The organism is Thalassotalea sp. ND16A, assembly GCF_000764205.1.
In the GTDB taxonomy this organism is placed as follows: Bacteria; Pseudomonadota; Gammaproteobacteria; order Enterobacterales; family Alteromonadaceae; genus Thalassotalea_A.
Map to the genome: position 1 here is coordinate 124,286 of NZ_JQDZ01000112.1, position 25,912 is coordinate 150,197.

At 44.5% G+C, this 25,912-nt stretch carries 27 protein-coding genes; 17 read left to right on the plus strand and 10 right to left on the minus strand.

Annotation, left to right across the window (positions count from 1 at the left end):
- Positions 1-24: 24 nt before the first annotated feature.
- Positions 25-963: an LpxL/LpxP family Kdo(2)-lipid IV(A) lauroyl/palmitoleoyl acyltransferase gene (lpxL, locus tag ND16A_RS03500; RefSeq protein ID WP_033078805.1), complete on the minus strand. Its 939-nt coding sequence runs from the start codon at positions 961-963 to the stop codon at positions 25-27.
- A gap of 152 nt (positions 964-1,115) precedes the next feature.
- On the opposite strand from lpxL, the gene hldE reads away from it, so the two are divergent.
- On the plus strand, positions 1,116-2,543 hold the full coding sequence (gene hldE / locus ND16A_RS03495; RefSeq protein WP_033078806.1) for a bifunctional D-glycero-beta-D-manno-heptose-7-phosphate kinase/D-glycero-beta-D-manno-heptose 1-phosphate adenylyltransferase HldE: 1,428 nt from the start codon (positions 1,116-1,118) through the stop codon (positions 2,541-2,543).
- A gap of 281 nt (positions 2,544-2,824) precedes the next feature.
- Here hldE and tolC read toward each other — a convergent pair whose 3' ends face one another.
- Positions 2,825-4,177 (minus strand): outer membrane channel protein TolC, encoded by a 1,353-nt coding sequence (tolC, locus tag ND16A_RS03490; protein ID WP_033078807.1) that lies wholly within the window; start codon positions 4,175-4,177, stop codon positions 2,825-2,827.
- Positions 4,178-4,334: 157 nt separating this feature from the next.
- Between tolC and ND16A_RS03485 the strand changes: the two genes are divergently transcribed.
- The 7 genes from ND16A_RS03485 to ND16A_RS03455 all read left to right on the plus strand — a co-directional run bounded on the left by ND16A_RS03485 (position 4,335) and on the right by ND16A_RS03455 (position 9,820).
- Positions 4,335-4,961: an NUDIX domain-containing protein gene (locus ND16A_RS03485; RefSeq protein ID WP_033078808.1), complete on the plus strand. Its 627-nt coding sequence runs from the start codon at positions 4,335-4,337 to the stop codon at positions 4,959-4,961.
- A gap of 63 nt (positions 4,962-5,024) precedes the next feature.
- Positions 5,025-5,474 carry a DUF1249 domain-containing protein gene (locus tag ND16A_RS03480; RefSeq protein ID WP_033078809.1) on the plus strand — a complete coding sequence of 150 codons (450 nt, stop codon included), beginning with the start codon at positions 5,025-5,027 and terminating at the stop codon, positions 5,472-5,474.
- 6 nt (positions 5,475-5,480) lie between these two features.
- Positions 5,481-6,242, plus strand: coding sequence for a metallophosphoesterase (locus tag ND16A_RS03475; protein ID WP_033078810.1), 762 nt, complete (start codon positions 5,481-5,483; stop codon positions 6,240-6,242).
- 12 nt (positions 6,243-6,254) lie between these two features.
- Positions 6,255-6,437 carry a hypothetical protein gene (locus ND16A_RS03470; protein WP_033078811.1) on the plus strand — a complete coding sequence of 61 codons (183 nt, stop codon included), beginning with the start codon at positions 6,255-6,257 and terminating at the stop codon, positions 6,435-6,437.
- A gap of 12 nt (positions 6,438-6,449) precedes the next feature.
- Positions 6,450-7,034, plus strand: coding sequence for a YqiA/YcfP family alpha/beta fold hydrolase (locus ND16A_RS03465; protein ID WP_033078812.1), 585 nt, complete (start codon positions 6,450-6,452; stop codon positions 7,032-7,034).
- A gap of 149 nt (positions 7,035-7,183) precedes the next feature.
- A complete protein-coding gene (parE, locus tag ND16A_RS03460) occupies positions 7,184-9,073 on the plus strand; it encodes a DNA topoisomerase IV subunit B (RefSeq protein ID WP_033078813.1) in 1,890 nt (629 codons plus the stop codon).
- 195 nt (positions 9,074-9,268) lie between these two features.
- Positions 9,269-9,820 (plus strand): YSC84-related protein, encoded by a 552-nt coding sequence (locus ND16A_RS03455; RefSeq protein WP_033078814.1) that lies wholly within the window; start codon positions 9,269-9,271, stop codon positions 9,818-9,820.
- Here ND16A_RS03455 and ND16A_RS22040 read toward each other — a convergent pair.
- The 6 genes from ND16A_RS22040 to ND16A_RS03445 form a co-directional block, all read right to left on the minus strand.
- On the minus strand, positions 9,817-10,002 hold the full coding sequence (locus ND16A_RS22040; protein WP_081945658.1) for a hypothetical protein: 186 nt from the start codon (positions 10,000-10,002) through the stop codon (positions 9,817-9,819). The two genes, ND16A_RS03455 and ND16A_RS22040, sit on opposite strands and share 4 nt — an antisense overlap.
- On the minus strand, positions 9,992-10,615 hold the full coding sequence (locus ND16A_RS22045; protein WP_081945659.1) for a hypothetical protein: 624 nt from the start codon (positions 10,613-10,615) through the stop codon (positions 9,992-9,994). Before ND16A_RS22045 ends, ND16A_RS22040 begins: the two co-directional genes overlap by 11 nt.
- The gene (locus ND16A_RS22050) at positions 10,572-11,654 is read right to left on the minus strand and encodes a molybdopterin-dependent oxidoreductase (protein WP_081945660.1); all 1,083 of its coding nucleotides are present in this window, start codon (positions 11,652-11,654) and stop codon (positions 10,572-10,574) included. Before ND16A_RS22050 ends, ND16A_RS22045 begins: the two co-directional genes overlap by 44 nt.
- A gap of 59 nt (positions 11,655-11,713) precedes the next feature.
- Positions 11,714-12,130: a formate dehydrogenase accessory sulfurtransferase FdhD gene (locus tag ND16A_RS0119635; protein WP_052073264.1), complete on the minus strand. Its 417-nt coding sequence runs from the start codon at positions 12,128-12,130 to the stop codon at positions 11,714-11,716.
- Between the two features lie 108 nt (positions 12,131-12,238).
- On the minus strand, positions 12,239-12,976 hold the full coding sequence (locus ND16A_RS03450) for a DUF3726 domain-containing protein (protein WP_033078815.1): 738 nt from the start codon (positions 12,974-12,976) through the stop codon (positions 12,239-12,241).
- A gap of 10 nt (positions 12,977-12,986) precedes the next feature.
- On the minus strand, positions 12,987-14,696 hold the full coding sequence (locus ND16A_RS03445) for a hypothetical protein (protein WP_033078816.1): 1,710 nt from the start codon (positions 14,694-14,696) through the stop codon (positions 12,987-12,989).
- A gap of 433 nt (positions 14,697-15,129) precedes the next feature.
- On the opposite strand from ND16A_RS03445, the gene ND16A_RS03440 reads away from it, so the two are divergent.
- On the plus strand, positions 15,130-15,309 hold the full coding sequence (locus ND16A_RS03440; protein WP_033078817.1) for a hypothetical protein: 180 nt from the start codon (positions 15,130-15,132) through the stop codon (positions 15,307-15,309).
- A 67-nt stretch (positions 15,310-15,376) separates the two neighbouring features.
- On the opposite strand, the gene ND16A_RS03435 is transcribed toward ND16A_RS03440, so the two are convergent.
- The gene (locus tag ND16A_RS03435; RefSeq protein ID WP_033078818.1) at positions 15,377-16,291 is read right to left on the minus strand and encodes a LysR family transcriptional regulator; all 915 of its coding nucleotides are present in this window, start codon (positions 16,289-16,291) and stop codon (positions 15,377-15,379) included.
- 93 nt (positions 16,292-16,384) lie between these two features.
- On the opposite strand from ND16A_RS03435, the gene ND16A_RS03430 reads away from it, so the two are divergent.
- From ND16A_RS03430 to ND16A_RS03410, 5 genes are all read left to right on the plus strand, one after another.
- Positions 16,385-17,827 (plus strand): aldehyde dehydrogenase family protein, encoded by a 1,443-nt coding sequence (locus ND16A_RS03430; RefSeq protein WP_033078819.1) that lies wholly within the window; start codon positions 16,385-16,387, stop codon positions 17,825-17,827.
- Positions 17,828-17,841: 14 nt separating this feature from the next.
- Complete coding sequence (locus tag ND16A_RS03425; protein WP_033078820.1) at positions 17,842-18,831, plus strand: dipeptidase; 990 nt, start codon at positions 17,842-17,844, stop codon at positions 18,829-18,831.
- 104 nt (positions 18,832-18,935) lie between these two features.
- Positions 18,936-20,453, plus strand: coding sequence for a BCCT family transporter (locus ND16A_RS03420; protein WP_235282225.1), 1,518 nt, complete (start codon positions 18,936-18,938; stop codon positions 20,451-20,453).
- 88 nt (positions 20,454-20,541) lie between these two features.
- On the plus strand, positions 20,542-20,916 hold the full coding sequence (locus ND16A_RS03415) for a RidA family protein (RefSeq protein ID WP_033078975.1): 375 nt from the start codon (positions 20,542-20,544) through the stop codon (positions 20,914-20,916).
- A 199-nt stretch (positions 20,917-21,115) separates the two neighbouring features.
- Positions 21,116-22,387 (plus strand): MFS transporter, encoded by a 1,272-nt coding sequence (locus ND16A_RS03410; RefSeq protein WP_052073265.1) that lies wholly within the window; start codon positions 21,116-21,118, stop codon positions 22,385-22,387.
- A 29-nt stretch (positions 22,388-22,416) separates the two neighbouring features.
- On the opposite strand, the gene ND16A_RS03405 is transcribed toward ND16A_RS03410, so the two are convergent.
- Positions 22,417-23,205 carry a sulfite exporter TauE/SafE family protein gene (locus ND16A_RS03405; RefSeq protein ID WP_235282210.1) on the minus strand — a complete coding sequence of 263 codons (789 nt, stop codon included), beginning with the start codon at positions 23,203-23,205 and terminating at the stop codon, positions 22,417-22,419.
- Positions 23,206-23,553: 348 nt separating this feature from the next.
- Between ND16A_RS03405 and ND16A_RS03400 the strand changes: the two genes are divergently transcribed.
- The 3 genes from ND16A_RS03400 to ND16A_RS03390 all read left to right on the plus strand — a co-directional run bounded on the left by ND16A_RS03400 (position 23,554) and on the right by ND16A_RS03390 (position 25,912).
- Positions 23,554-24,624, plus strand: a complete 1,071-nt coding sequence (locus ND16A_RS03400) for a porin (protein WP_033078822.1) — start codon at positions 23,554-23,556, stop codon at positions 24,622-24,624.
- Between the two features lie 270 nt (positions 24,625-24,894).
- Positions 24,895-25,422, plus strand: a complete 528-nt coding sequence (locus ND16A_RS03395) for a hypothetical protein (protein ID WP_033078823.1) — start codon at positions 24,895-24,897, stop codon at positions 25,420-25,422.
- 127 nt (positions 25,423-25,549) lie between these two features.
- On the plus strand, positions 25,550-25,912 hold the full coding sequence (locus ND16A_RS03390; protein WP_152593916.1) for a metalloregulator ArsR/SmtB family transcription factor: 363 nt from the start codon (positions 25,550-25,552) through the stop codon (positions 25,910-25,912).

The window sequence follows — 25,912 nt, forward strand, 5'->3', positions numbered from 1 at the left end:
AATACCAACTAGGGTTAACTCGCCTTAGTCGTAAAATTTAGGATCTGACTTATTAGGTCGGGTTTTAAATCGTCGGTGTAGCCACATGTATTGTTCCGGCTGTTTTAAAATGGCCTGCTCTACCGCTTGATTAACGCGAAGAATGTCTTGTTCATCATCACCGCTGGGAAAATTGTCCAATGCCGGCAGAAACTCTAACAAATAGCCACTGTTATCGGGTTTTCGCCTTGGCACCAGCATCATTGTTTTTACGTTTTTTCCTTTCGCAAAAACCATGGTGCCTATGGTTGATGCCGTTTCTTTGACATTAAAAAACGGCACAAAAATAGAACGTTTTCGGCCATAGTCTTGATCGGGCAAATAGACACAGGTTTCTTTATCTCGAAGCGCTTTTATCATGCCTTTGACATTGCTTTTATCGACCATGTATTTGTTTGAACGAGCGCGACCACGATGTTGAAAATACTCCATCAACTGATTGTGGTTTGGTCGATAAAAGGCGACGAGAGGGTGTACATGGCCAGTTGCCCGGCCAACAAATTCCAAGCATAAGAAGTGTATGGTAAGTAATAACACGCCATGATCTTGCGCCTTAACTTGCTCTAAGTGTTCTAACCCTGAGACTTCAATTTTGCGTGCAATACGCCAGTCTGGCCACCACCAGCCCATACCGGTTTCAAATAAGCCAATGCCGGTGTTTTCAAAATTTTGCTGCACCATCGTTTGCCGTTCGGCTTTGCTTAACTGCGGAAAACACACATCGATATTTTTTTGTGCCACGGTTAAACGGCTGCCACCAATCTTCATCATCAAACGGCCAAGCATCCGGCCCATCGCGAGTTGTAATTTATACGGCAACCAGGAAATGCTATACAAGGTGATCACGCCTACCCAGGTTAACCAATATTTAGGCAGAAAGAAGCGGGCTTTGAATTTTGTTTGCAGAACTTTATTTTTACTCAATACTTCATCAACTCATTGAAAAGCTTATGTTACACTATACTAATACAAGCCAGATATTTAATTGACCAATTAATTATCTGACTTGTATAAATAACACGAATGAATGCCGTAAAGGCGGTTACGTCATTATTATACCCAGTTTGGAAGACCATATGAAAGTAGATATCCCTAATTTTAATCAGGCCAGAGTCATGGTTGTTGGTGATGTGATGTTAGACCGATACTGGTCAGGACCAACCGGGCGGATCTCGCCAGAAGCACCGGTGCCGGTGGTAAAAATAGACGGGCGTGAAGACCGGCCTGGTGGCGCCGCTAACGTTGCATTAAATATTGCCAGTCTGGGCGGGCAAGTGACATTGTCAGGGCTGACTGGTGATGATGAAGTGGCGAACAGCTTAGATACCAGTTTGTCAGGCATGGATGTCATTTGTAATTTTACCCGCAACCAAAGCGTACCAACTATCACTAAACTTAGAGTGTTGAGCCGAAACCAACAATTACTCCGTCTAGATTTTGAAGAGTCGCTTCATCATATCGATAAGCAAGCATTAACCCACGTGGTGGAAGAAAATATTCGCCAGCATCATTTGTTGCTGTTATCCGATTACGATAAAGGCACGCTATCTGATGTCAGTGAGTTGATCTCTTTGGCGAAAAAGCATGATGTGCCAGTACTGGTTGATCCAAAAGGCGCTGATTTTGCCAAATATAAAGGCGCGACCTTAATCACCCCCAATTTATCAGAGTTTGAAGGCGTAGTTGGTCCTTGTAAAGATGAAGCCGAATTGGTGAGTAAAGGACAGCAGTTGCTAGTTGAACTCGATTTACAAGCCCTGCTGGTAACTCGTTCCGAACATGGCATGACCTTGATCAGGGCCAATGAAGAAGAGCTGCATTTACCTACCCAGGCACAAGAAGTTTATGATGTTACCGGTGCCGGCGATACCGTTATTGCTACCTTAGCCCTGGCGATTGCTGCGGGTTCAACATTTTCTGAAGCCAGCGCTCTGGCCAATATTGCTGCCGGTGTGGTTGTCGGTAAACTGGGCACCTCAACCATAAGTGAAGTTGAAATTGCCCAAGCACTTGCCTCGGGCCAGGAAAGTGGTTCGGGTGTGGTGAGTGAAGAACAACTTAAGATTATCATTGAACAAGCGAAAAAACGCGGCGAAAAAGTCGTCATGACCAATGGTTGTTTTGATATCCTGCACGCCGGGCATGTGTCTTATTTAACCCATGCCGCCGAACTTGGTGATAGGTTAATTGTTGCGGTAAACGATGATGATTCGGTTAAGCGCTTAAAAGGAAGCGGCCGGCCGGTGAACCCTTTGGATCGGCGTATGGCAGTATTGGCTGGTTTGGGCGCTGTTGATTGGGTGGTGGATTTTTCAGAAGATACTCCGCAACGATTAATCGCCAACTTATTACCGAACACCTTAGTGAAAGGTGGCGATTATAACGTTGAAGATATTGCCGGCGGTAAAGAAGTCATTGCGGCAGGCGGCGAGGTACTGGTGCTTAACTTTGAAGAAGGCATTTCTACCTCCGAAATCATTAATACTATTCGTTTGGAAGACTAGCCTGCTAGTACGAATGCGAGGTTAAAAGCTGATTGTTAAGCTTCTTTGTGCAGCAATCAAACCCCGCCAACCATAGGTTAAGTTCTCTGGTTGGCGGGACTTTAGTCTCGCGCTATGGCGATAGCCAGTTTGAGTTGCCTGCGGCAATGACGCGAGGTTAAAAAACCCGCCAACTAAATAAAAAAGGCGACTGTGTAGTCGCCTTTTTTGTACCGGAAGTACTTATACTCGGCAGGCAGGGGTGCCTTTAGAGAGTGATTAGGTTCTCGATTCGATTAAGACTAATTAGCCGGGTTGAGTCCCTGGTTAATCATCGTAATGTCGGCTTCAGAAACCGTACCTGCAGCTTCTTTTAAACGTAGCATATTGGTAATGTAACTATACCGCGTTGTCGATAGATTACGTTTAGCGTCATACAAGTTACGAGTACTTTCCAACACATCCACGATGGTACGAGTCCCTACTTCAAAACCTGCCTCGGTGGCTTTTAACGCACTTTCGGCCGAAATTACCGATTGCTCAAAGGCTTTTACCCCGGATATGGTTGCGACAACTGTGTTGTAAGAGTTACGTGACTCACGGACAACGCCACGGTAAGTAATTTGCATATCCTGACTCGCCGCCACATAGTTATGCTGGGCCGCGCGAACTCTTGAACTGGTGTTGCCACCTGAATAAATAGGTACATTCAACTGAATACCGATTGACTGGTCATCTTGTTCAACGCCATCAAAGGTATTACAACCACCAAACGAGCCATTGGGCAAATCACAATCACCATCGGTTTCAGTGGTACCATAACTACCGGTTAAACTCAGTGTCGGCAGATGATCGGCGTTTTCAATGTCGATGTTTTCTTTGGCGATATCCATGCTGATTTTTTGCGAAATCAATTGTAAGTTCTTCGCTTCGGCCAGCTTTTGCCAGTCATCGGCACTGTTCGGAGTTGGCACTACCGCGCTAAAACGCTCGGTGTTTAACACATTCAAATCACGAGGATAGCTGCCGGTAATTTCACGAAGAAACTCTTCTGAAGTGTAAACGGTGTTTTGTGCCCGAATTTCTTCGGCAATGGCATTATCGAATTGCGCTTGGGCTTCATGCACGTCAGTAATCGCCGTTAGGCCAACCGAGAAACGCTGTTTAGTTTGCTCTAACTGACGTTCAATCGCTTTTTTCTCAGCCAGGGCGAATTCCAAACCGTCGTAAGCGGCTAACACATCAAAATACGCTAAGGCAACCCGCGTCACTAATTGTTGCTTTACGAATTGATAATCAATATCACTGCGGTGCGCGGACTTTTTCGCGGTGTCTAAACCAAGCCAGCTGCTGTGATGATAAAGTTGCATGTTTAGATCTAAACTCATACGAGTTCTTTGCGTTTCTTGGGTGAAGAGATCATTTTCTTCTTCAGAATCTGTATAAGATGCAGTAGCAGATAATGTTGGCAATAACACCGAACGTGCTTGTTCGATGTTTTCTTGCGCCGCGTTATATTGCGCCTCTGCTCGCAACGAGGTTGGATCATTTTGCAACGCTAATTGATATATTTCCTGCAAATCTTGTGCTGCAACAACTGAACTTGTGCCCGCGAGCACAACAGCAACAAAAATTGAGCTTAACTTGTTTGTCATGTGTTCTTTTCCCTTATTTACAAAAACCTGGGTTATTTTGTGGTCAGTGTATCGGTAATTAATGCTATGCTGAATCATTATAAGCCGTTTCAGCTCAATAAAGTGTAACAGAAAATTTCCCTAACACTTTGTTATAGATATAAAGTATTACAAGATTATGAACGAAAGTAACATATTTAAACAATTTAAGCATAGCGACTTTACCGTTGCGGCACGTGATATTAAATATCAAGGTTTTTTTAGGGTTGATCAATACCAGTTAAAGCACAAACTATTTAATGGCGAGTGGGGACAGTTGATTGCCCGTGAAATTTTTGAGCGTGGCGATGCGGTGGTGTTAATTCCTTACGATCCTCTCAACAATACCTTGATTTTAATTGAGCAGTTTCGACCCGGCGCCATTCGCACCGAAGAGTGCCCGTGGATGCTGGAATTTATTGCCGGCATGTTTGCCGAAAATGAAAGCCCGGTCGATGTGGCTATTCGGGAAGCGGCAGAAGAAGCCAATTTAGTTGTTGATAAAACGCAAGTACAGCATGTGATGAATTACCTGGCAAGCCCCGGAGGCACCAGCGAAAAACTGTATATGTATGTCGCGTTACTCGATTTAAGTCACTTTGTCGATGGTACAGTTTCCGGTCTTGCCGATGAACATGAAGACATCAAATCACATTTAATGAGTTTAGAAGATGCACTCGAGCATTTAAATAATGGTAGAGTTAGTAATGCTTCAACCATTATCGGTTTGCAGTGGCTGGCACTAAATTCTGGCAAATTGGCATAACAGCAAAGGTCAACAGACCCTAATATTAACCACAAACTTTAACTTAATTTGGCATTTCATCATATGGCGCAGTACAAGCCCAGTTTAAAGGGGCTAAACAATTCTTATGAAAATAACTTTATCCTGCTTTCTCGTTTGTTAGCTGGTATGGATGATGCCGGGGAAATGCGCAGTTTTTTTATCAATGAGTTATTAGAGTATTCAATTAGCATTGTTGAGAAAACCAAATACACCCATGTGGTTGAGTTCAAGCAATTGGTCAGTAAAAGCGAATCATTAGCCAGTAAGGTACATCTGCCGAAACCGAGTATGTTGATCCGCATCTATTATGATGCTCACTTAGCCGAAGTGATTGAGAGTCAATTTACCAAACAAATAAAACCCAGATACGATTACCCAAATCCGCAAATGCATTTGCCCGATGAAAAACAACAAGCGCAACAATTTTTAACCGAATGGCTACGCATGTGTTTAACACAAGGGCGAGCCAATATCGAAATTTCCAATAAGTAGTTACCCATGTCTGTTGTCACCCTTGCACAAATATCTGATTGCCACCTGTTTAAAGACAAAGCTGGCCGCCATTGTGGCCATAATGTTTTTATCAACCTACAACGTGTGCTCGAACAATTGGCGCAGTTAGAACCGTTAGATGCCATTGTTTTTACGGGTGATTTAACGCAAGATCATAGCGTTGAGTCGTATCAGCATTTCAACCAACTGGTAAATGAGGCAAAATTTAAGTGTCCGCTTTATTTTCTGGCGGGGAACCATGATGACGTTGAGCTATTAAACCAGCAATTGGTTAATGACGTGATTAAAGCCGATAAAGAAGTGATTCTTGGCCATTGGCGGTTATTACTCACCCAGTCAAAAAGTGACACTCCTGCGGGGTATGTAGATGATGAGCATTTAAATGTCATTGCCAATAGTAAAAGCAGTAACCTTCATACTTTATTGTTTATGCACCATCATCCGCTCGATGTGGGTTTTTTTATTGATAAACATGGTTTACGTAATCAAACACAATTTTGGCAGGCGGTGCAGCAAAACCCTGCCATAAAGGCAATTTGCTGTGGTCACATTCACCGCGGCGACAGCTATTTTTTCGAAGGCTTAAATCATCTTCCTGTGTTTAGTTGTCCGGCAACTTCGATTCAATTTGATCCAAACTCGGTAACGCTATCGGCATTAGACATTGGCCCGGGTTATCGAATATTAGAATTGGATGACGATGGCAATATTGAAACTCAGCTGCATTATCTTGATGTGGGATGTTGAAGTGGGCTCGCGATGAAACAAAACATATTTATGACCCAAAGTTTTAATAGTTGTCCGCAATCATTTTCGATTCTATTTGAGCCAAACTCGGTAACGCTATCGGCATTAGACATTGGCCCGGGTTATCGAATATTAGAATTGGATGACGATGGCAATATTGAAACTCAGCTGCATTATCTCGATGTGGGATGTTGAAGTGGGCTCGCGATGAAACAAAAAATACTGGTGATCCATGGTTTTAACAGTTCACCTCAATCATTAAAAGCGCAAATAACCCGGCAATATATGCAGGTAATGCATCCCGAAATTGAAGTCGTATGTCCGCAATTGCTATCGAACCCATGCGCTGCGATCAAGCAATTATGTGACATCCTTGAAGATGAACGCCATTGTCAGTGGTATTTGACCGGCAGTTCACTTGGTGGTTATTTTGCCACTTATTTAGCCGCAAAATATCAGCTGAAAGCGGTATTAATAAACCCGGCGGTAAAACCGTATGATTTAGTCGATGACATTCTCGGTGAGCATAACAATCCCTATACCGGCGAAGTGTACCAGGTCACCGTAGCGCATATGCAGCAATTAAAGTTATATGACCTTGATAAAATCGACAGAAAAAGACTTTTTGTTATGGTACAAACTGGGGATGAAGTGTTAGATTATCAACAAGCCGTAGATAAATATCAACAATGCCGGTTAGAAGTACAGCAAGGTGGTGATCACAGCTTTATCAATTTTGCTAAAATGCTGCCAAGCATTGTTAATTTTTTTCAATTAGAGAATAATGGCTAAAGGTACAAGGTACAAGGTACAAGGTACAAGGTACAAGCAGCCGGCAATTAGGCAACTAACAGATGATAATTTTGAGCTTGTCTCTGAATTTAAAGCAAAAATAACAAAAAAACTAGAGCGCTAGCAACTAATAAATAGCCAGAGAATTCATGACTGATCAATATAATTCCGAATCCATCGAAGTATTAAGTGGCTTAGATCCGGTGCGTCGCCGCCCGGGCATGTACACCGATACTCTTAGACCAAACCATCTCGGCCAGGAGGTTATCGATAACTCTGTCGATGAAGCTTTGGCAGGTCATGCACAAAATATTCAGGTAATACTGCACGAAGATCAATCACTGGAAGTGGTGGATGATGGCCGTGGTATGCCTACCGACATCCATCCAGAAGAGGGTGTACCCGGGGTTGAATTAATTTTTTGTCGATTACATGCCGGTGGTAAATTTTCGGGCAAAAACTATCAATTTTCCGGTGGTTTGCACGGGGTTGGTATTTCCGTGGTAAATGCTTTATCAAACCGAGTTGAAGTCACCGTTAAACGTGACCAAAAAGTATTTGAAATGGCGTTCGAACACGGCGAAAAAGTGTCAGATTTAACGCAAACAGGCACGGTTGGTAAACGTAACACCGGTACCGTAGTACGCTTTTGGCCTGACGCCAGTTATTTTGATTCACATAAATTTTCGGTCAGCAAACTTACTCATATCTTAAAGGCCAAGGCCGTACTTTGCCCTGGTTTAAGCATTAAGTTTCATGACAAGACGACAAACACCAAGCATCAATGGTGCTATGAAAATGGCCTGGAAGATTATTTAAAAGAAGCGATTCAATCTTGGGTTAATTTACCTGAGCAGCCTTTTCTCGGAACGTTTAGCTCTCAGCACGAGGCCGTAGACTGGGCAGTATCCTGGTTACCGGAAGGCGGCGAAAGTATAGGCGAAAGCTATGTTAACCTGATCCCTACCATACAGGGCGGCACCCATGTTAATGGCTTACGTCAGGGGTTACTCGATTCGATGCGCGAGTTCTGTGAATTTCGCAACTTGCTGCCACGCGGAGTTAAATTAACCCCGGATGATATTTGGGACAAATGTGCCTTTATTTTGTCGGTGAAACTTCAAGATCCACAATTTGCCGGTCAAACCAAAGAGCGGTTGTCGTCGCGACAAGTGTCTGCTTTTGTCTCTGGCGTGGTTAAGGATGCCTTTAGCTTATGGTTAAATGAGCACACCGAAATTGCCGAAACCCTGGCAGAATTTTGTATTTCGAACGCCCAGCGACGAATGCGTGCCAGTAAAAAAGTGGTGCGTAAAAAAATCACTCAGGGCCCGGCTCTGCCGGGAAAATTAACCGATTGTGGTTCGGATGAAAACTCTCGCACTGAATTATTTTTGGTCGAAGGTGATTCCGCTGGTGGCAGTGCCAAACAAGCACGAGACCGAGACTTTCAGGCGATCATGCCACTCAGAGGTAAAATTCTCAATTCCTGGGAAGTGGACTCTGGCCAAATTTTGGCATCACAGGAGATCCATGATATCTCGGTCGCCTTAGGCATAGACCCGGACTCTGAAGACTTATCATCCCTTCGCTATGGCAAAATTTGTATCCTGGCCGATGCCGACTCGGATGGATTACACATCGCCACACTGCTATGTGCTTTGTTTACCCAGCACTTCTTACCATTAGTGCAAGCGGGACATGTGTTTGTGGCAATGCCGCCTTTGTATCGTATCGATGTTGGTAAAGACGTCTATTATGCCCTCGATGAACAAGAAAAAGACGGTATTCTCGATCGAATTGAAGCCGAGAAGAAGCGCGGAAAAGTCAACGTACAACGCTTTAAAGGCCTGGGCGAAATGAACCCATTACAACTGCGTGAAACCACTATGGATCCAAATACCCGACGTTTGGTACAACTCACGGTTGATGAGTTTGACACCACCATGGAATTAATGGACATGCTACTCTCGAAAAAGCGCGCTGGCGATCGTAAAGAGTGGCTTCAGGAAAAAGGTAACTTAGTCAATCTCGACTAACCTGTACCATAACAGCTACAGCTGGTCTTCGCAGCTGTAGCGAGATAGCATATATCTTTTAATACATGACTCATCTCGAAAGTTAAAATTTCAGCCACGCTGTTTCTCATCATTTCAATTTTTTATTTAACTACTATACTGGTGAAAAAGTAACTGCCTAAATTGCAGTGTAGTTAAAAATAGAAGGGAATGTAGATGAAAAAACTATTGCTAATGATCACCGCCTTTATCCTTTGTGCATGTGCAGCAACGGGTGATAATCCTGATCAGCAACGGGCTGAAATTGCAAAAATGAACACGAAAACATTAGCTGACGTTGAAAAAGCCAGCCCTGGCGCAATGGCGAAAATAAAATCAGCACCGGGTTATGCAACGTTTAGTAATGCCCAAGTCAACTTGCTGTTTGTCTCCGCCGGTGTTGGTTATGGTGTGGTCCATAATAACTCAACGGGTAAAGATACCTATATGGATATGTATGAGGGGGGTATTGGTTTAGGCTTAGGTGCAAAAGATTTCAGAGCCGTTTTTGTGTTTAACACCAATGCAGCAATGAATCGCTTCACTGAAGAAGGTTGGGCGTTTGGTGCTGAAGCCGATGCCGCAGCTAAAGCCGGTGATAAGGGGGGCCAAGTTGGTGGCGGCGTGACCATAGGGGATATCACCGTGTATCAAATAACGGCAGCTGGGCTCGCGTTACAGGCAACGTTAAAAGGCACAAGGTATGTAAAAAATGAGGAATTAAACTAGCCTATCTTGGTAAGCGTTATCGGTATCGATTTATAAGTTGGGGTACCACAATCATCGGCAACACTTTCCAAAGGTACCAGTGGGGTGGTTTCTGGATAATACCCGGCGACACAGCCTATTGGTATCTGGTAACTGACCATTTTAAAGTTCGTTACCCTGCGTTCAATACCATCATTTGACACCGTTTCTATAGCTACCGTATCGCCGTCTTGTAATCCTTGTTTGCGTCTTTGCCATTTCGTGGGCCAATTGCTGCGGTAGCATTGCTGCTGAAAAAACGGCTTTCTGCTGTTTTGTATGCCAGCGACGTTGGCTCGCCGGGTTGTGTAAGTAGAATCCTCGTTCGGTCGCAATTCGAGCATTGTAATCTTTAAATTCTGGCAGCACTGCCGAAATTTCATCACGAATTAATCGATTGTCACTGGCCAGCTTTTGCCATTCAACCGTCTGCTCTCCTAAGGCTGCGTTGGCGATGCCGGCAATAATGGCGACCTCTGATTTGAGCTGGTGTGATGCCGGTTGATTTTGTCCAGCAGAGCTATGGACCATACTCATCGTGTCCTCTACCGTAATGCTTTGCAGACCACTGCTTTGCTTATCGATTTCAGTACGGCCAAGACAAGGTAAAATCAACGCACACTTTCCGGTTATCACATGGCTGCGGTTAAGTTTGGTACTAATGTGTACGGTTAAATCACATTGCTGCAAAGCCTGATAACTGCGTTCGGTGTCAGGAGTGGCCGCGGCAAAATTACCGCCGAGGCCAATAAATACTTTGGCATTTCCTTGGATCATTGCATGAATTGAGTCCACGGTATTTAAACCTGGATTTTGCGCTTGGCTGTTCATCGATGCCTACGGTTCGGTTACCCTGAACATTCGAGTGACCTCTTACCGGGCAAGCTCCGGCGCCAGGTTTACCTATGTTGCCTCTTAACAGCAATACATTGAGCGGCTCTTGTACTGTCGCCACCGAGTCACGATACTGGTCAAAGCCGTGACAGTGTTCAGCAATAAATTGATGATCTAAAACCGTGTCGTCTTGTTGCGCTTTTGCGAAGATGCTTTTTGCCATACCGCGCAGTATCGCCATGTCGCCACCCAGACGAGGAGTAAAATAATGTTGGCTAATGTTGGTGCTTGAGAACAGGATCATTTCTTTTGGACTTTGTGGGTCGGCAAATTTTTGTAAGCCTTGCTCTTTCAAGTTATTGACAGCAACTACGTTTGCCCCCCGTTTACTCGCTTTGCGTAGCGTTGCCAGCATGCGCGGATGATTGGTTCCGGGGTTTTGGCCAAATACGAAGATCGCATCGGCCAGCTTAAAGTCCTCGATGGTCACCGTACCTTTGCCGATGCCGATGCCGATGCCACGTGTCATCCCAACGCCGGAAGCCTCATGACACATATTTGAACAATCCGGAAAGTTATTAGTACCGAACACTCTACCAAATAGCTGGTATAGATAAGCCGCTTCATTGCTAGCTCGACCCGATGTGTACAGTAATGCTTGATCGGGAGTTTCCAGTTGCTGTAAATTATTGGCAATTACTGCAAATGCTTGTTGCCAACTAATCGGCCGATAGTGATCGCTGCTGCCATCGTATAACATCGGCTCAGTGAGTCGGCCGCTGCTTTCCAGAGAATGGTCGTCCCATTGCTGCAGTGCTGAAATTGAATACTGGTTGAAGAACTTTTCATCCACCCGTTTGCTGGTGGCTTCCCAGGCAATGGCTTTGACCCCATTTTCACAAAAATCTATTTTTCCGGCGCCAGCACTGTCACCCCACGCACATCCCGGACAGTCAAAGCCGCCGGGTTGATTCGCTTGCAATAATGCCTTAACCCCTTTCGCCGCATCGCTACTGCGAATTAAGTGCTTGGCAGAACTTTTTAGTGCTCACCATCCACCTGCAGGTGACTTATACGGCGACAAATTTTTTCTCGGTTTAGACATAGGTCTCTCTTGCTTAGAGCACCAATGAGTTTATCGAGCGCCGAGTGCCGGCCAACATCTTCTCGTAGGGCAACAACATTGGCCGATAAATCAAAATATGCGGCGCAATGGTTGCCCTTGGTGCCGTTATTGTCTTGTTGAATTTGTGACAACGAATCTCTGGCTCGCACTATGATCACATCAGCAGGAAGTTGCCGCTGCGGCTGAATTTTTGCAGGCAACGACATCGCCATATTTATTGACTCTATGCCACACAAGCCACAACTACTAGGACCAGCCTCATCTAGTTGCGCCTGATGCAGCTGAACCGGAGAATTTGGATTAGCGACTGGAATGCCGGTTGAAATAGACATCTCTTGCCCCGTGAGCTATACCAAACTGCATAACTATATCCTTATGCAGATTGGTTTAAGCCTGATTAATTAAGACTTGACGACTGGTTATGAATGACGCCAGGGCTATTAGCGCCCGCCAGCGTCTTGTTGAGATCGTTCAGTATTTTCCACTAACACACCGGCACCAATACGATTGATCTCGGCCCAAACGTCTTCCTCGATCTCAACGCCATATTCAACGGTATGTTGCTTGTTCTTCTCCACCTGTTTAGGGCTGATAAAAGTACTGTTGGTATTTTGCAAAGAAGAGGTTAAATCGACTCTTGAGCTACAAATAATGGTCAGTGCTTGTTTGTCATCGTCATTGTTAGACAAATTTGCCACGGCCTCACTGTAACTTGGATAGCGTTGTCCTGAACGGATTGCCGCGGTGTGCTCGCTAACCTTGGTACTGCCATTCTTCCAATATGCTGCGGCACTAATACCGGCTCGGCCTCTGTCGGTTAAGGCTTTGAGGATAAACATGCGATTATGGCAGTTATGCACGGTCACGGTGGCAATACCACTCTCTAAGGCTTTGGCGTGAGCCAAATCAACGGCAGCAGCAATGCAGTTAAGCGCACTGCGATGATGAGCATCGATAATCGCTGAGGTGCTATCTTCATAAATCACATTACTTAACGGTTTATCAAAATCATCACCTATGTATGGCAATGCCTGTTTGAGTTCATTTAAGCCATTGAGACCGTGTTTTTCCAGCCATAACACCATATTCGCCGCGTCTTCATAGTTGCCGACAAAGTAGCCACTGGCTTCAAAACAGCGTTTCAGGGTAGCTTTTAGTTCATTCATTGATATATTCACAGGACACTCCTTATTGCTTTGGTGCTAATGGCATAAACCAGTCATCGTTAAATGGTTTGCCAATATTTTCCAGTAGCGGTGCGCCCTGAAACATGGTGTTACGAACCCACAATCGCGACCTTGGATCAAACTTACTGACGCCAAAAAAGGCAAGTTTGCAGCGTAGCAGATGCATAGGTAACACATCACGGTCGAGTAAATTCGCCTGGATATCGCCGTAGATGCAGCGATTCATCCCCTGGATGCGACGAACAATGCCACGTAACTTGGGATGCGCCACCATAAAACGTGCGGTGGTATGATCCGGGTGTTGTTCGATATAGGCAGACAAGTGGTTATAACATTTTCGCACGGCATAACCGACACCGAGTGCCATTTGTTTCTTTTTGCCTTCAATGTCAGCAACACTGCCCAGACGCGGTTCCATTTTTTCTTCGGAGCGATACCAATAAGTTTCACGCGCACCTTCGGCGTCAAAATCTATGGCCAATGCCCAGTCATAACGACGTTCAATAATGTCTTTGAGTTGTGTGGTCGGCATCAACGGGTCAAGGTCGAGTTGTTCATCGGCGCAATGGAAGTCTTCTAATTCGTCCACCAGCTCCGGGTACATTTCCAACATCACACAAACCAGCATTTCCTGACCTTGCAAAGAACAATGCTGTTCACTGTGGGCAATGATTTCATTCCAGCTGCTAAAGCCGGTTGCAATGAAACTGCTCAGCTTTGCCATGTCTTCGATTACAACTTTGTTATTTTGCGTTTGCCAGTCGTCGTCGGTAATGGTCTCACTGGTGTGCTGGGCCGAGCGCTCAATCAGTTCGCTCAGTGTCTGCATCACTTGCTGGTCGATAGTCCCTAAGGTTCTGATCCGGGCTAAGGCCAACTCGCGCATTTCCACCCACTGATTGATCAGTAATGGGTGATTGACTAAATAGGGTGCCATGCCTAAACCGGTGGAATTACCAATGCCAAAATAACGTTTTATTTCTGGCTGCATGGCGCCGAAGCTTTCTGGCGAGCGATGCTGAGCGATATGCTCTACCTGCAACAAACTAAAGTTGCGTAACATCAGACAAACGAACATTTCACCAGAAAATGGACGGGCAAAGTCTTGATGTTTGCTATGGACTTTTTCCCAATCGGCCATACCAAGTTTACCACTGCCGTATACTGCGGTAGTACGATAGAGGTAGCCTACTTCGGCAATTTTGCTGATTTCAGGTTGTTGTCCCGCAGCTAACTGGTCGACTACATAATCGAAGTTGCGCGAGCTACGATTGGCTCGTGATAACACAAATACACGAGAATCAACCCGGCCAGCTTCTTGTTTTGGCACATTCAGCCGTAATTGCTCGACATATTGGCGATCGACTTTGCCTTCAACCAGCGCCATGGTCAGATCCCATTTGGTCGCTATTACCCGATCATTGCGTTCATCGGGCGATAGGTAATCGGAAAATAATACGAAGCTAAAGGTGCCATTAGGTGCATCGACTTGATAGACCACAGTGCCGTAGCCATCTTTGTCCAATTCAAAAATTGCCGGTTCTATGCTCCAACGCTCGCGAAAAATACGACGAACCAGGGTGCGCATAAAACTGAGTCGGCTTTGGTGCAATGCACCTAAGCGTTCCAGGTTCATCACTTGACTGGCGGGACGCAATGGCAATGCATTCTCTCCCCATAGTGATGTATGGATAGCGGCATGTGTAGTCATTCTAATGCTCCTTTGTGCTATACAAATTCTAGTGGCTGAATTCGTTTTCACCACGAACAGTGGCTCATTGGCTAAATTCAGCAGTTAACAAATTGAATTTCTGTTTATCAATAGTGCTAATATATTTGACCTAAAACATCATTTCATACAAGTCAGAAACGTCTATCAGCTGATAAGTAAAATTTATTTAGCTCAAGTAACGTGCTGATTTAAATGAACTTAATTAACCATTGTTTTTGTGTGGAATCTGTTTGGGATAAAGTTCAGCGAATCTATGCTGCCACCTATGCCATTTAATAGGCTCGATTACTCGAATAAGCAATATTTATCAAAAGATATTTTTTATTCATTTTTATAATTTTAATCTAGTTATTATTATAGGAGTTATTAGTCAACTTGGTATAAAGCTGGCGTAACAGAAAAGAGGTGAGCCATGAATTCAATAGCCAACGATAGTAACCACACCAACCAAAGCGGCCAATCAAAGCGCGAAGAAATGATTGCCAGCAACAACAGTCAGTCAAAGCTTGTGGTTGAACAAAAATTAATATCGGCTGATGAATCTAATTACAGTGATGTGATCACATCGAGTTATGTGCGCGGCTACAATTAATTGCTATTAATCAATAATAAAACAGTCAGGCGAAGCGATATTGCCTGACTATTGTCTTTGCGCCGGCCTAATTATTGGACTTGCTCATAGAATTACCGGTTTTCTCGATAATGAAATCGGCTAGCGCCTGTGCCGCGGGAGAAAGCGATTTATTATTGAGTTGCACTATGCCTATTTGGCGTAACACCTTTGGCGTGTTTAGCGGAATAAAGCGTAACTTCGTGTTCTCTTGCGGAAAAGCGAACCAGGGCAGTGTGGTGAGCCCCAATCCAGCTTCCAGCATCGCAATTAATGACAGCATATTGGAAATATAGAATTGTGAATCGCCAAGCAAAGGCTCGGCTTCCGTATCTTCAAGTAAGCGTGACGTACCATTACTGATCAGTCGACGTTTGCGCAAATCTTTCCAATGCAATTCACTTTCATCGGCAAGCGGGTGATCATTGCGGCATACTACGCCGATCTGATCTTGCCAAATTGGGGTGAATGAGATATCGGCATGTTCGTGTCCAAGTGGTAAACTTGAAATGCCAATATCTACTTGCTGTTTCTCCACCTTTCTTAACACCGCCTCCGAGTTATCGTCGTAAAAACTGATATGCAAGTCGGGCACATCTTCGACAAACCTTGATAATAATTCTGGCAACATTCTGCAGGCAATGGATGGCACTGAAGCCAGGCGCAGATGGCCGGCTTTATGTTCACGCATTAATGCCATGTCCTGAGAAATACTGTCGTGATGAGCGATCAACTCTTTCGCTTTAGGTAAAAAATATCTACCAAATGGCGTCAACTCGGACATGGTAGTTTTGGCGTTACGCTTCTCAAATACCTTGCTACCTAATTTATTTTCAAGATCTCTTATCGATAATGATATTGCTGGCTGAGTCCGGCAAGCCTTCTCTGCAGCATTGTGAAACCCTTTTAATTCAGTAACCCAGACAAAATGTCGGAGCTGAGCGATTTTAAATTCTGGCAACATGATAAGTGTTCCTTATCGAAGTATATCATTTATTAATTTTTATTATTAAAGCATGTTTCCTATACTGAATCCAATTACTTTATGGAGGTATTTATGTCGAACTCAATTTTTTCAAATTACATCGCCGGTGAATGGGTAGAAGGTGTTAGCTCAGTAGCCAACATTAGCCCAGCAGATTTAAGCGATACAATCGGTCATTATGCACAAGCGGATAAAGCACAGACCGAAGCGGCAATTGATGCCGCAATTATAGGCCAGCTTGAATGGCAAAAAAGTGGCCTGGAACAACGCTATTCAGTGTTGATGGCAATTGGTGATGAACTCATTGCCCGTAAAGATGAATTGGGTAAATTACTGGCACGAGAAGAAGGCAAAACTTTTGCCGAAGGTGTTGGTGAAACCTATCGTTCGGGTCAGTTCTTCCACTACTACGCGGCAGAAGTGTTACGTCAAATGGGTGAAACCGCCGACTCTGTACGCCCGGGTGTTGAAATTGAAACCCGCAGAGAGCCAGTTGGTGTCGTGGGTATTATCACCCCATGGAATTTTCCAACGGCAACAGGTGCATGGAAAATTGCTCCGGCATTAGCTTACGGTAATGCCATCGTATTTAAACCGGCCAATCAGGTACCAGCAAGTGCCTGGGCGCTGACTGAAATCATTTCTCGTCAAGGATTACCGGCTGGTACGTTTAACCTGGTAATGGGCCCTGGTGCACAAGTGGGTGATGTACTAATTAACTCGCGCAAGATTAACGCCTTAACATTCACCGGTTCTCTAGAAACGGGTCGCAAAGTTGCAGCCGCGACTGCAGTTAATTTAGTGAAATGTCAGCTGGAAATGGGCAGTAAAAATGCCTTGGTAGTACTCGATGATGCCGATTTGGACAATGCGGTGGAGTGTGCAGTCGGTGGTGCCTTCTTTGGTACCGGGCAAAAATGTACCGCTTCTTCACGCTTAATTGTTACCGAAGGTATTCATGACAGGTTTGTTGATGCCGTGGTCGAACGAATGAAACAACTGGTGGTTGGCCATCCGTTAAAAGCGGGGGTTCATATCGGTGCAGTTGCCGATGGTCGCCAAATGGAACAAAACCTCAAGTACCTTGAGATCGCTAAAAATGAAGGTGGCAAGCTGGTGATTGGTGGTGAAGTGCTCACGGAAGACACCGAAGGCTATTACCTGCAGCCCGCATTGTTTACCGAGACTACTAACGACATGACCATTAACCGCGAAGAAGCCTTTGCCCCGATTGCCTGTGTGATCAAAGTCAAAGACTACGAACAAGCGTTAGCAACGTTGAACGATACCAATTACGGCTTAACCGGCGGTATTTGTACTCAGTCATTGAAATATGCCACAGACTTTAAACGTCGTGCGCAAACCGGTTGTGTGATGGTTAACTTACCCACTGCCGGCACCGATTATCACGTACCATTTGGCGGCCGTAAAGAGTCGAGCTTTGGTGCGCGTGAGCAAGGTAGCTACGCCAAAGAGTTTTATACCGTGGTGAAAACCTCGTACATCCGCGCGTAACGGAGGATATAGCTATGCATAACGATCTAATTGTCATCGATGGTCTGCAGTATTCCAACTGGAACCGGACTATCTTCGAACAACTTCGACAAGGTGGTGTAACTATGGTGCACGTAACCATTGTTTACCACGAGCAAATCCGCGAAACGCTATTGCGCATTAGCGAATGGAATCGCCACTTCGAGATGCATAGTGATTTGATCATGCCGATAAAAAGTGCAGCGGATATCCGCCTTGCCAAACAACTGGGCAAAGTTGGCATCATGTTTGGTGCGCAGAATTGCTCTGCGATTGAAGATGATATTGGCATGGTTGAGGTAATGCGTGAGCTAAACCTGATGATCATGCAGTTGACCTATAACAACCAAAGCTTACTAGCGAGTGGCTGTTACGAAGCGGTTGATAGCGGCGTAACGCGTTTTGGTCGTCAGGTGATTAAAGAGATGAACCGTGTCGGCATGGTGGTTGATATGAGCCACAGCGCCGAGGGCAGCACGCTGGAAGCGATTGAGATATCAGAGCGTCCGATCGTTATTTCACACGCTAATCCTAGTAACTTTCATGCCGCCAAGCGCAACAAGTCAGACACTGTGTTGAAGGCGTTAGGCGAATCAGGCGGGCTTCTGGGCTTTAGTTTATACCCATTTCATCTTAAAAATGGCCCGGATTGTAGCCTGAACGAATTTTGCGACATGGTGGCAAATACCGCAGATTTGATGGGCATTGACCATATTGGTATTGGTACCGATTTATGTCAGGAACAACCGGTTTCCATTCTTGAGTGGATGCGTAATGGCCGTTGGTCGAAAGACATGGATTATGGTGAGGGCTCTAAGTCAGATGCCGATTGGCCAAGACCCTTGTCCTGGTTTAAAGATAGCCGCGATTTTCCCAATATTACCCAAGGCTTGCAAGCCCGCGGGTTTAGCGATGACGAAGTCGCCAAAATTATGGGATTAAACTGGCTAAATTTTCTGGATGATGCGCTACAGCCGAAGCTGTAGCCTTATCGAAAGGATTCTTTAACACATAATAAGCTCAAGTATTCCGATAGGAGTGTAAAATGAATAGTACAACTCAAGAAACTGCAAGCGATAGAGGTGAGGGGATGTCAAAAAGTAAATTGTTTGAAGGCGTTGATATGCCGGTGTTTTTAATCAGCGGCGGGGTGCTGGTGTTATTTGCCGTATTGGCACTTTATGACATCGATATGATGTCTGGCTGGGTAAATACCGCCTTTGCCGCGTCCACTAAAATATTTGGTGCCTATTGGCAGGTGTTATTGTTATTGACCTTTGTTATTGGTTTATTTCTTGCTGTCGGTCGCACCGGTTCCGTGGTGCTCGGTGGTATTAAAATTCCGGAAATATCTACCTTTAAGTGGATCTCCATCATCATGTGTACTTTGCTCGCGGGTGGTGGCGTGTTCTGGGCTGCAGCCGAGCCGATGGCACATTTCACCTCGCCACCGCCACTTTATGGTGGTGAAACGGGCACCACGGAAGCGGCGTACAACGCTCTGGCGCAAAGCTTTATGCATTGGGGTTTCCTCGCCTGGGCTATTCTTGGTAGTTTAACCGGTATTGTATTTATGTACCTGCACTACGAAAAAGGCCTGCCATTAAAGCCGCGCACCTTGCTATACCCAGTGTTTGGTGACCGTGTGATGAAAGGTGCTTTTGGTGCAATTGTTGATTCATGTTGTGTACTGGCTGTGGTCGCCGGAACCGTAGGACCAATTGGGTTTCTTGGTTTGCAAGTGAGCTTTGGCTTAGAAAAACTGTTCGGTATCCCGGATACGTACACGACGCAAGTCGCCATTTTATTTGGTTTGATCTGTATCTACACCTTATCGGCAGTGAGTGGGGTAACCAAAGGGATTCAAATTTTGAGCCGTTTCAACGTGATCCTGGCAGTAATGTTAATGCTTTTCATTCTTTTAATGGGACCAACAGCCTTTATCATCGATAGCTATTTGCATTCTTTTGGTATTTACCTTAACGAGTTCATTCCGATGGCGACGTTCCGCGCCAGTACCGGTTGGTTAGACTGGTGGACCGTATTCTTCTGGGGCTGGTTCTTAGGTTATGGTCCGTTAATGGCAATGTTTGTTGCTCGTATTTCTCGCGGCCGTACGATTCGTGAAATGGTACTATTAATATCGATTGTTGCGCCTGTTATTACTTGTTTCTGGTTTACCATTGTTGGTGGTTCAGGCTTGTTTTTTGAATTGGCAACTCCTGGAGTCATTTCGGAACCATTTACCGGTTTCAATTTGCCGGCGGCGCTATTGGCGATTACCGAACAGTTGCCCATGGGCTTCATCATTTCGGTATTATTCTTAATCCTTACTACCATCTTTGTCGCAACCACAGGTGACTCGATGACGTATTCGGTCTCTATGGTAATGACAGGTACTGACCACCCACAAACTTCCATTCGGGTATTTTGGGGGATTATGATGGGGGTAATGGCAGCACTATTAATTTCGATTGGCTCAGGCGGTATTTCGGCACTGCAATCCTTTATCGTAGTGACAGCCGTTCCCGTCTCGTTAGTGCTATTGCCATCCTTGTGGACAGCACCGAAAATCGCCATAAAAATGGCTAATGAACAAGGCTTATAAACCTATTTAGCGATAGCAGCCGTGACAGCGGCTGCTTATTCCATTGCTTAATATGAACACTAATTACATTAATAGAGTTGAAATCAATATGAAAACCCCTGTAAAAACTGAATTATTTGCCTCGAAAGCACCGTTAGAGTGGGCCATTATTGCCAATGGCACGTTGTCGACCGCACAAATTCCAATTGACGCCGAAGGCAAGGTGGTTGATGGTGGCATTGAAGCACAGGCTCGTCAAACCATGGATAACTTCAAACACACCATTGAAGCGGCAAATTTGACCATGGATGACGTAACGCAAGTGTTGATCTACGTCACCGACCGTTCGCAATTACCGGTTTTCAATAAGGTCTATGCGGAATATTTTCAGGCGCCTTACCCGAATCGTGCCGCAATGATTGTTGCTGGCCTTGCCCGTGAAGAAATGCTCTGCGAAATCGTGGCTTATGCTGCTGTGCCATAGTTATACCTGAGTAACGCGTAAGCAGCTCCCAGTAGTTAATTAAATTGATATTATAGCGTCGTAAGTAGCTATGTTATTACTGTGGAAATCAATAAGCTGGCTTTGTGCTGGCTTTTTGTTTTTTATTGATTAACCCGAGCACTGACTTAACTTATACCAAGTCCGATAATTTATTGCTAATCCATTTAGGCTGCTAGTTATGCGTAAAACCTTATTCTCGTTATTTGCCTTGTTTAGCAGTTGTTTTATTCTACTTTTAGGCAATGGCCTGATTAATGTGCTGTTGCCGGTGCGCATGGGCCTGGACGGTGCCGGCACAGATACTATCGGCATGGTGTTGTCGCTTTATTTTGTTGGCTTGTTGCTCGGCGCCTTATTCAGTATTAACCTGATCAGACGCGCCGGACACGTGCGGATGTTTGCCGGCTGTGTCGCGCTTGGTGCGGTCAGCATCCTGGTTTGTAGCCTTTATCCTGAATCGCTGTTATTAGGGGCAATGAGGATAATTCTTGGCTTTTGTAATGCCTGCGCGTTTACCGCGATGGAAAGCTGGCTCAGCCATAGTGCCACCAAGAAAACTCGAGGCAAAATACTGGCGGTCTATAATGCCGTGGTGTTAAGCGGATTGTTTGCCGGGCAATTTTTTATGAATTTGGCCGATCCCCAACAACCGACGCTGTTCGTTATCGCTGGCATCATCCTCTGTGCTGCGGTGATCCCGATAGTGTTAAGCAGCCACTCAGGACCGGTGATGGACGAGGTCAGCTCCATGTCATTACCAGCCTTGTTTAAAATTTCCCCTTTGGGGGTGGTAAGTTGCTTTGTTTCCGGGGTGATCTATTCTTCAATATTCAACCTGTTACCGGTTTTTGCCAAAGCATATAGCATTGTTGAATTTCAACTTTCGCTGTACATGGGGGCTGCCATTTTTGGCGCCTTTATCTTGCAGTTCCCGGTCGGCTATTTATCGGATCGCTATGATCGCCGTTCAGTATTATTGCTGCTGTTGTTTATCTCTGCGCTGGCCGATGTGACGGTAACCATACTGGCGCCGCTTAATATGATACCCATGCTGTTTTTAGTCACCGCAATTACCAGTGGCATCATTGCCTGTACCTATCCATTAAGCATTTCCGAGGCATTTGACCGGCTACGCCAAAGTGAAATGGCGGCAGCGATGGGCAGTATGATCCTGGCGTTTGCGTTTGGCGGAATTATTGGCCCTTATGCGGCAGCAATCGTGATGAAAGCGTTTGGCACTGCGTCATTATTCTATTTTCTGGCGTCGATCCAGCTGCTATTAGCCGGGTTTGTCATTTACAGTATGGCCAAGCGTCGGGCACTACCAGTGGTTGAACAGGAAAACTTTGTGATGCAAGGAACCGCGATTTCTTCGGCTATTGACCTGGATCCTCGTATCGACTATGTCGAACCTGTGCCAATGGCTGAAGCTGAGACAAAGAATGGCTAAACGCCTTAAATGCTAATATTGATAAGCACTTATAAATCGTTGACTAGCTGCAAGACTATAATGGCGCTAGAAGTTAATGAAAGTATGGCAATAGCAGGTTTTAGATAATTCGGTTTGAAGCGTTTGCCTAACCACAAGGATATAGCAAAACCGAGAAAGATTGCCGGCAACAATGGCAGAGTGAGCTGCAGTTGATGATAACTGAAATTTCCCGAAATGAGTAACAAGGTGAGTGATATAAGGGTTGCGATCAGGAAAAAAAGACCAAGCTCGGCCCGTGTCGAGTTGAGATCACTATTTTGATAGACCATAGCTATTGGCGGCCCGCCCACCGACGTTGTCGTGCCTGCCAGCCCGGAAAAAAATCCACCAATGAATAAATTTCGTGGCGAATACTTGATGTGAAAATGACTGTAGCTTAACAACACACAGAGCATAATAAATACGGCAAAACAGAGCGTAAAAAATATCGGCGGCAATAACAATAATAACACTACCGCCAATAAGGAACCGGCAAAACGACCGAATAAGGCAACGCCAATATTGCCAAATTTTAATTGTTGTCGATAGTGAATGCTATTTAACAGCGATAACACTAACCCCATCATCAGGATTGGCGCCGAAATAAAGGCGGGATCGATCATCACTAAAATCGGCGCCGCTATCACGCCAATACCAAACCCCGCCAAACTTTGCAGTGCCGCACCTAAGGTGACAGCCACTAAGGCAAGGATAAGAAGGTTGGGATCATTGAACATAGTGATTTTGCCGTTGGTATGACTGCTATTGTCGTGCTGTTTCAGCGCATAGGAAGTCAATTATCCATGATTACTGACAAGGCGTCTAATTAGAATGATTTACTGCTGGATAAGACTTACTAATAGCGCCAAAACCAGCCATTTCCTGCCATGTTAAAACGCCAAAAAATCACTAAAAAGCTATTTGTAAACAAGATGTTAATCTAATTGCTGGGTTACTGGAATAAGTACCACTTATTAACCGATTAAGTTAACTGATTTCACAATACCCGCTCAGCTTTTTATGATCAGTAACGAATATTAACAATAACAAATTTAGTGTTAAATCGAATATCGATAACGCAAAAATATTTTGAGTGACGATATAAAAATACGATGTCATTACGGTTTTATTTGAGGGGTACTATTATGAAATTAAGCACGAGCATAGCCTTAGCGGCAACAATGTTAACACCAACGTTAGCACAAGCGAATAGCGAATTATTCAATTGGTATGGCAGCATTCGGGTGCAGCTACAAGACACCAAAGATGGCGAAGTTGAATATAAAGATAACTATTCTCGTTTAGGCGCCTATGGTAGTACCGAAATTTTAGATGGCATCAAAGCAACCTATAACTTCGAGTTTCGTCTGTTTACTGACGATGGCTCTTTTGCCGGTGATGACGACAGAGCACGTCTTGCCAATGTTGGCTTGGAAGGGGATTTTGGTTCGTTTCTGATTGGTAAACAATATTCACCACATTGGAATTTCACTGACAATGCCATTGATATTTTCTCTGATATTGATCAGTCGGCCGGCTGTACTAACGAATCGGCCGGGGTTATTTGTCATACCCATCGCTACGGTTTATGGGCAGTAGATGCAGCAGGTAATGGTCATTACATCGAATATTTACGTCCAGATCGAGCTATCACCTACATGACCCCTGATATGGCCGGTTTTCAGGCCGCGTTAATGGTAGTAACCAATAACGGCGACGTTAAATCTAACGCTGCAGGCACAGAAGATGAAAGCATTGTTGGCTATAACTTTGCCGCTAAATACACCTTCGGCGATGTTACCGTGTCGGCTTCCCGTTATGATTTAACCGGCATGGTGGGTGATAACAAGGTTGATGCGGTACAGATTGCCTACAATCATCAGCAATTAAGCCTGGCTGCACATTATCAAGATTCTAGCGACATGCGTTTTTATGAAGGGTTAAACCCAAGTGGCGAAATTGTTGAAGAACAAATTATTGAGGTTTATGCCGGTTACAAAATTAATGCTAATTGGCAGCTACAGGCGACCTACGCCGATGTCTCAATGGACTCGCCAAGTGGTTTGACGGTTGATACTAGCCAAGTGATCTTAGATGTCATTTACCATCATAAAGCCGGCACTTTCTATGCGGAATACAGCGCCTGGGGTGATGAAGCTGAGCAAGTATATGAAGCGACTGACACAATATTAATCGGCTACCGTTTAGATTTTTAATCTGATTTGCCACGATATAGTTTGCTATAGCGTGGCAGTTTATTGAAGCGATTGTTTATTTCCAACCAACATTGCTCGCTTTTGAGTAACCGCTCACTTAATTGTGAGCGGTTTTTTTTACTTCAGGGATGAAGGAATGCAAACTACCATGGAGGGTATTACTTTAAAAGGAAAGTAGAAAAATCACGCAAAAATGCGGATAAAATAAGAATATCAGCTAAAATTTTCAAATATAACAAAAATACAATACACAAAAATAACAGGTAATGTATGAAACAAATATTGTTGATTTTATCGCTGTTCTTGGTTTGGACGTGTTCATCAGACATCGCACCACCAGGGCATCAACGTGCTGAAATATTGCAAATCAGGGACAATACACTGGTTGAAATATTAGCTCTGGATCCTGAGCTTGTTGGAGACATTAACGCGGCTCCGGCATTTGCGATTTTTAGCAACCAGAGCAACGACAAAGTTAAACTTGCCAACGGCATTGGCATCGGTGTCATTCATAATAATTTAACTGGCCATAACCACTTTTTACTGGCAGAAACGACATTAACTCAACAGCCGAATACCCGGTTCATTTTTGTCTTTGATAATAAGCCACAGATTGAGAAATTCATCAGTTATGCACAAGTGATTCATGATGAAAGTGAAATGGCTGAGCACCCAACATTTAGCTTAAGCGATATCGCCTTAACTGTGTATCAGCTTAACCAAGGTGGTGAGCTATTATCAGTAAACTTAAAAGAAGGGCGGTTTTGGCAAAGTGAGAGACTTAATCAGACCGAGTGATTTTTAATCTGATAAATAGCCTTTACTTTAGTATAAATATACAAGGTATATGAAAAAGCGTATATATGATATTTCATATATACGCTTTTTCATATATACTGCTTTTAACTTAACCGTTGAGATAATTATGAGTATTTTTCCTGTCGATTTTTTTAAATGTTTAGCGGATGAAACCAGACTGAGTATCGTAATGTTGATCAAACAACAAGGAGAGCTTTGTGTGTGTGAATTAACCACTGCGTTAACCATCTCACAACCGAAAGTATCCAGGCATTTAGCCGTACTTAAAAATGCCGGCTTACTCACTACCCGCAAGCAAGGGCAATGGGTCTATTACGATCTGAGCAGGGATATCAGTGACTGGTGTATAGTCACAATAAACAGCTGCTTAGCAGAGAATTTTACTGTGATAGAAAACCTGGTAATGAACCTCAATGCGATGGGTGACAGACCACAACGGTTGGAAATTTGCTGTAATAATAGCAACTAA

Excerpts from the sequence above, each read along its gene's own strand:
- ND16A_RS03395 (WP_033078823.1), top strand. The coding sequence starts at position 24,895 with ATGAAACAAATATTGTTGATTTTATCGCTGTTCTTGGTTTGGACGTGT.
- ND16A_RS03390 (WP_152593916.1), top strand. The coding sequence starts at position 25,550 with ATGAGTATTTTTCCTGTCGATTTTTTTAAATGTTTAGCGGATGAAACC.
- ND16A_RS03430 (WP_033078819.1), top strand. The coding sequence starts at position 16,385 with ATGTCGAACTCAATTTTTTCAAATTACATCGCCGGTGAATGGGTAGAA.
- ND16A_RS03485 (WP_033078808.1), top strand. The coding sequence starts at position 4,335 with ATGAACGAAAGTAACATATTTAAACAATTTAAGCATAGCGACTTTACC.
- ND16A_RS03445 (WP_033078816.1), bottom strand. The coding sequence starts at position 14,696 with ATGACTACACATGCCGCTATCCATACATCACTATGGGGAGAGAATGCA.
- ND16A_RS03415 (WP_033078975.1), top strand. The coding sequence starts at position 20,542 with ATGAAAACCCCTGTAAAAACTGAATTATTTGCCTCGAAAGCACCGTTA.
- ND16A_RS0119635 (WP_052073264.1), bottom strand. The coding sequence starts at position 12,130 with ATGTCTATTTCAACCGGCATTCCAGTCGCTAATCCAAATTCTCCGGTT.
- ND16A_RS03480 (WP_033078809.1), top strand. The coding sequence starts at position 5,025 with ATGGCGCAGTACAAGCCCAGTTTAAAGGGGCTAAACAATTCTTATGAA.
- ND16A_RS03455 (WP_033078814.1), top strand. The coding sequence starts at position 9,269 with ATGAAAAAACTATTGCTAATGATCACCGCCTTTATCCTTTGTGCATGT.
- tolC (WP_033078807.1), bottom strand. The coding sequence starts at position 4,177 with ATGACAAACAAGTTAAGCTCAATTTTTGTTGCTGTTGTGCTCGCGGGC.
- ND16A_RS03465 (WP_033078812.1), top strand. The coding sequence starts at position 6,450 with ATGAAACAAAAAATACTGGTGATCCATGGTTTTAACAGTTCACCTCAA.
- ND16A_RS03425 (WP_033078820.1), top strand. The coding sequence starts at position 17,842 with ATGCATAACGATCTAATTGTCATCGATGGTCTGCAGTATTCCAACTGG.
- ND16A_RS22045 (WP_081945659.1), bottom strand. The coding sequence starts at position 10,615 with ATGATCCAAGGAAATGCCAAAGTATTTATTGGCCTCGGCGGTAATTTT.
- hldE (WP_033078806.1), top strand. The coding sequence starts at position 1,116 with ATGAAAGTAGATATCCCTAATTTTAATCAGGCCAGAGTCATGGTTGTT.
- ND16A_RS03400 (WP_033078822.1), top strand. The coding sequence starts at position 23,554 with ATGAAATTAAGCACGAGCATAGCCTTAGCGGCAACAATGTTAACACCA.
- ND16A_RS03440 (WP_033078817.1), top strand. The coding sequence starts at position 15,130 with ATGAATTCAATAGCCAACGATAGTAACCACACCAACCAAAGCGGCCAA.
- ND16A_RS03420 (WP_235282225.1), top strand. The coding sequence starts at position 18,936 with ATGTCAAAAAGTAAATTGTTTGAAGGCGTTGATATGCCGGTGTTTTTA.
- parE (WP_033078813.1), top strand. The coding sequence starts at position 7,184 with ATGACTGATCAATATAATTCCGAATCCATCGAAGTATTAAGTGGCTTA.
- ND16A_RS03410 (WP_052073265.1), top strand. The coding sequence starts at position 21,116 with ATGCGTAAAACCTTATTCTCGTTATTTGCCTTGTTTAGCAGTTGTTTT.
- ND16A_RS03435 (WP_033078818.1), bottom strand. The coding sequence starts at position 16,291 with ATGTTGCCAGAATTTAAAATCGCTCAGCTCCGACATTTTGTCTGGGTT.
- ND16A_RS03470 (WP_033078811.1), top strand. The coding sequence starts at position 6,255 with ATGAAACAAAACATATTTATGACCCAAAGTTTTAATAGTTGTCCGCAA.
- ND16A_RS03475 (WP_033078810.1), top strand. The coding sequence starts at position 5,481 with ATGTCTGTTGTCACCCTTGCACAAATATCTGATTGCCACCTGTTTAAA.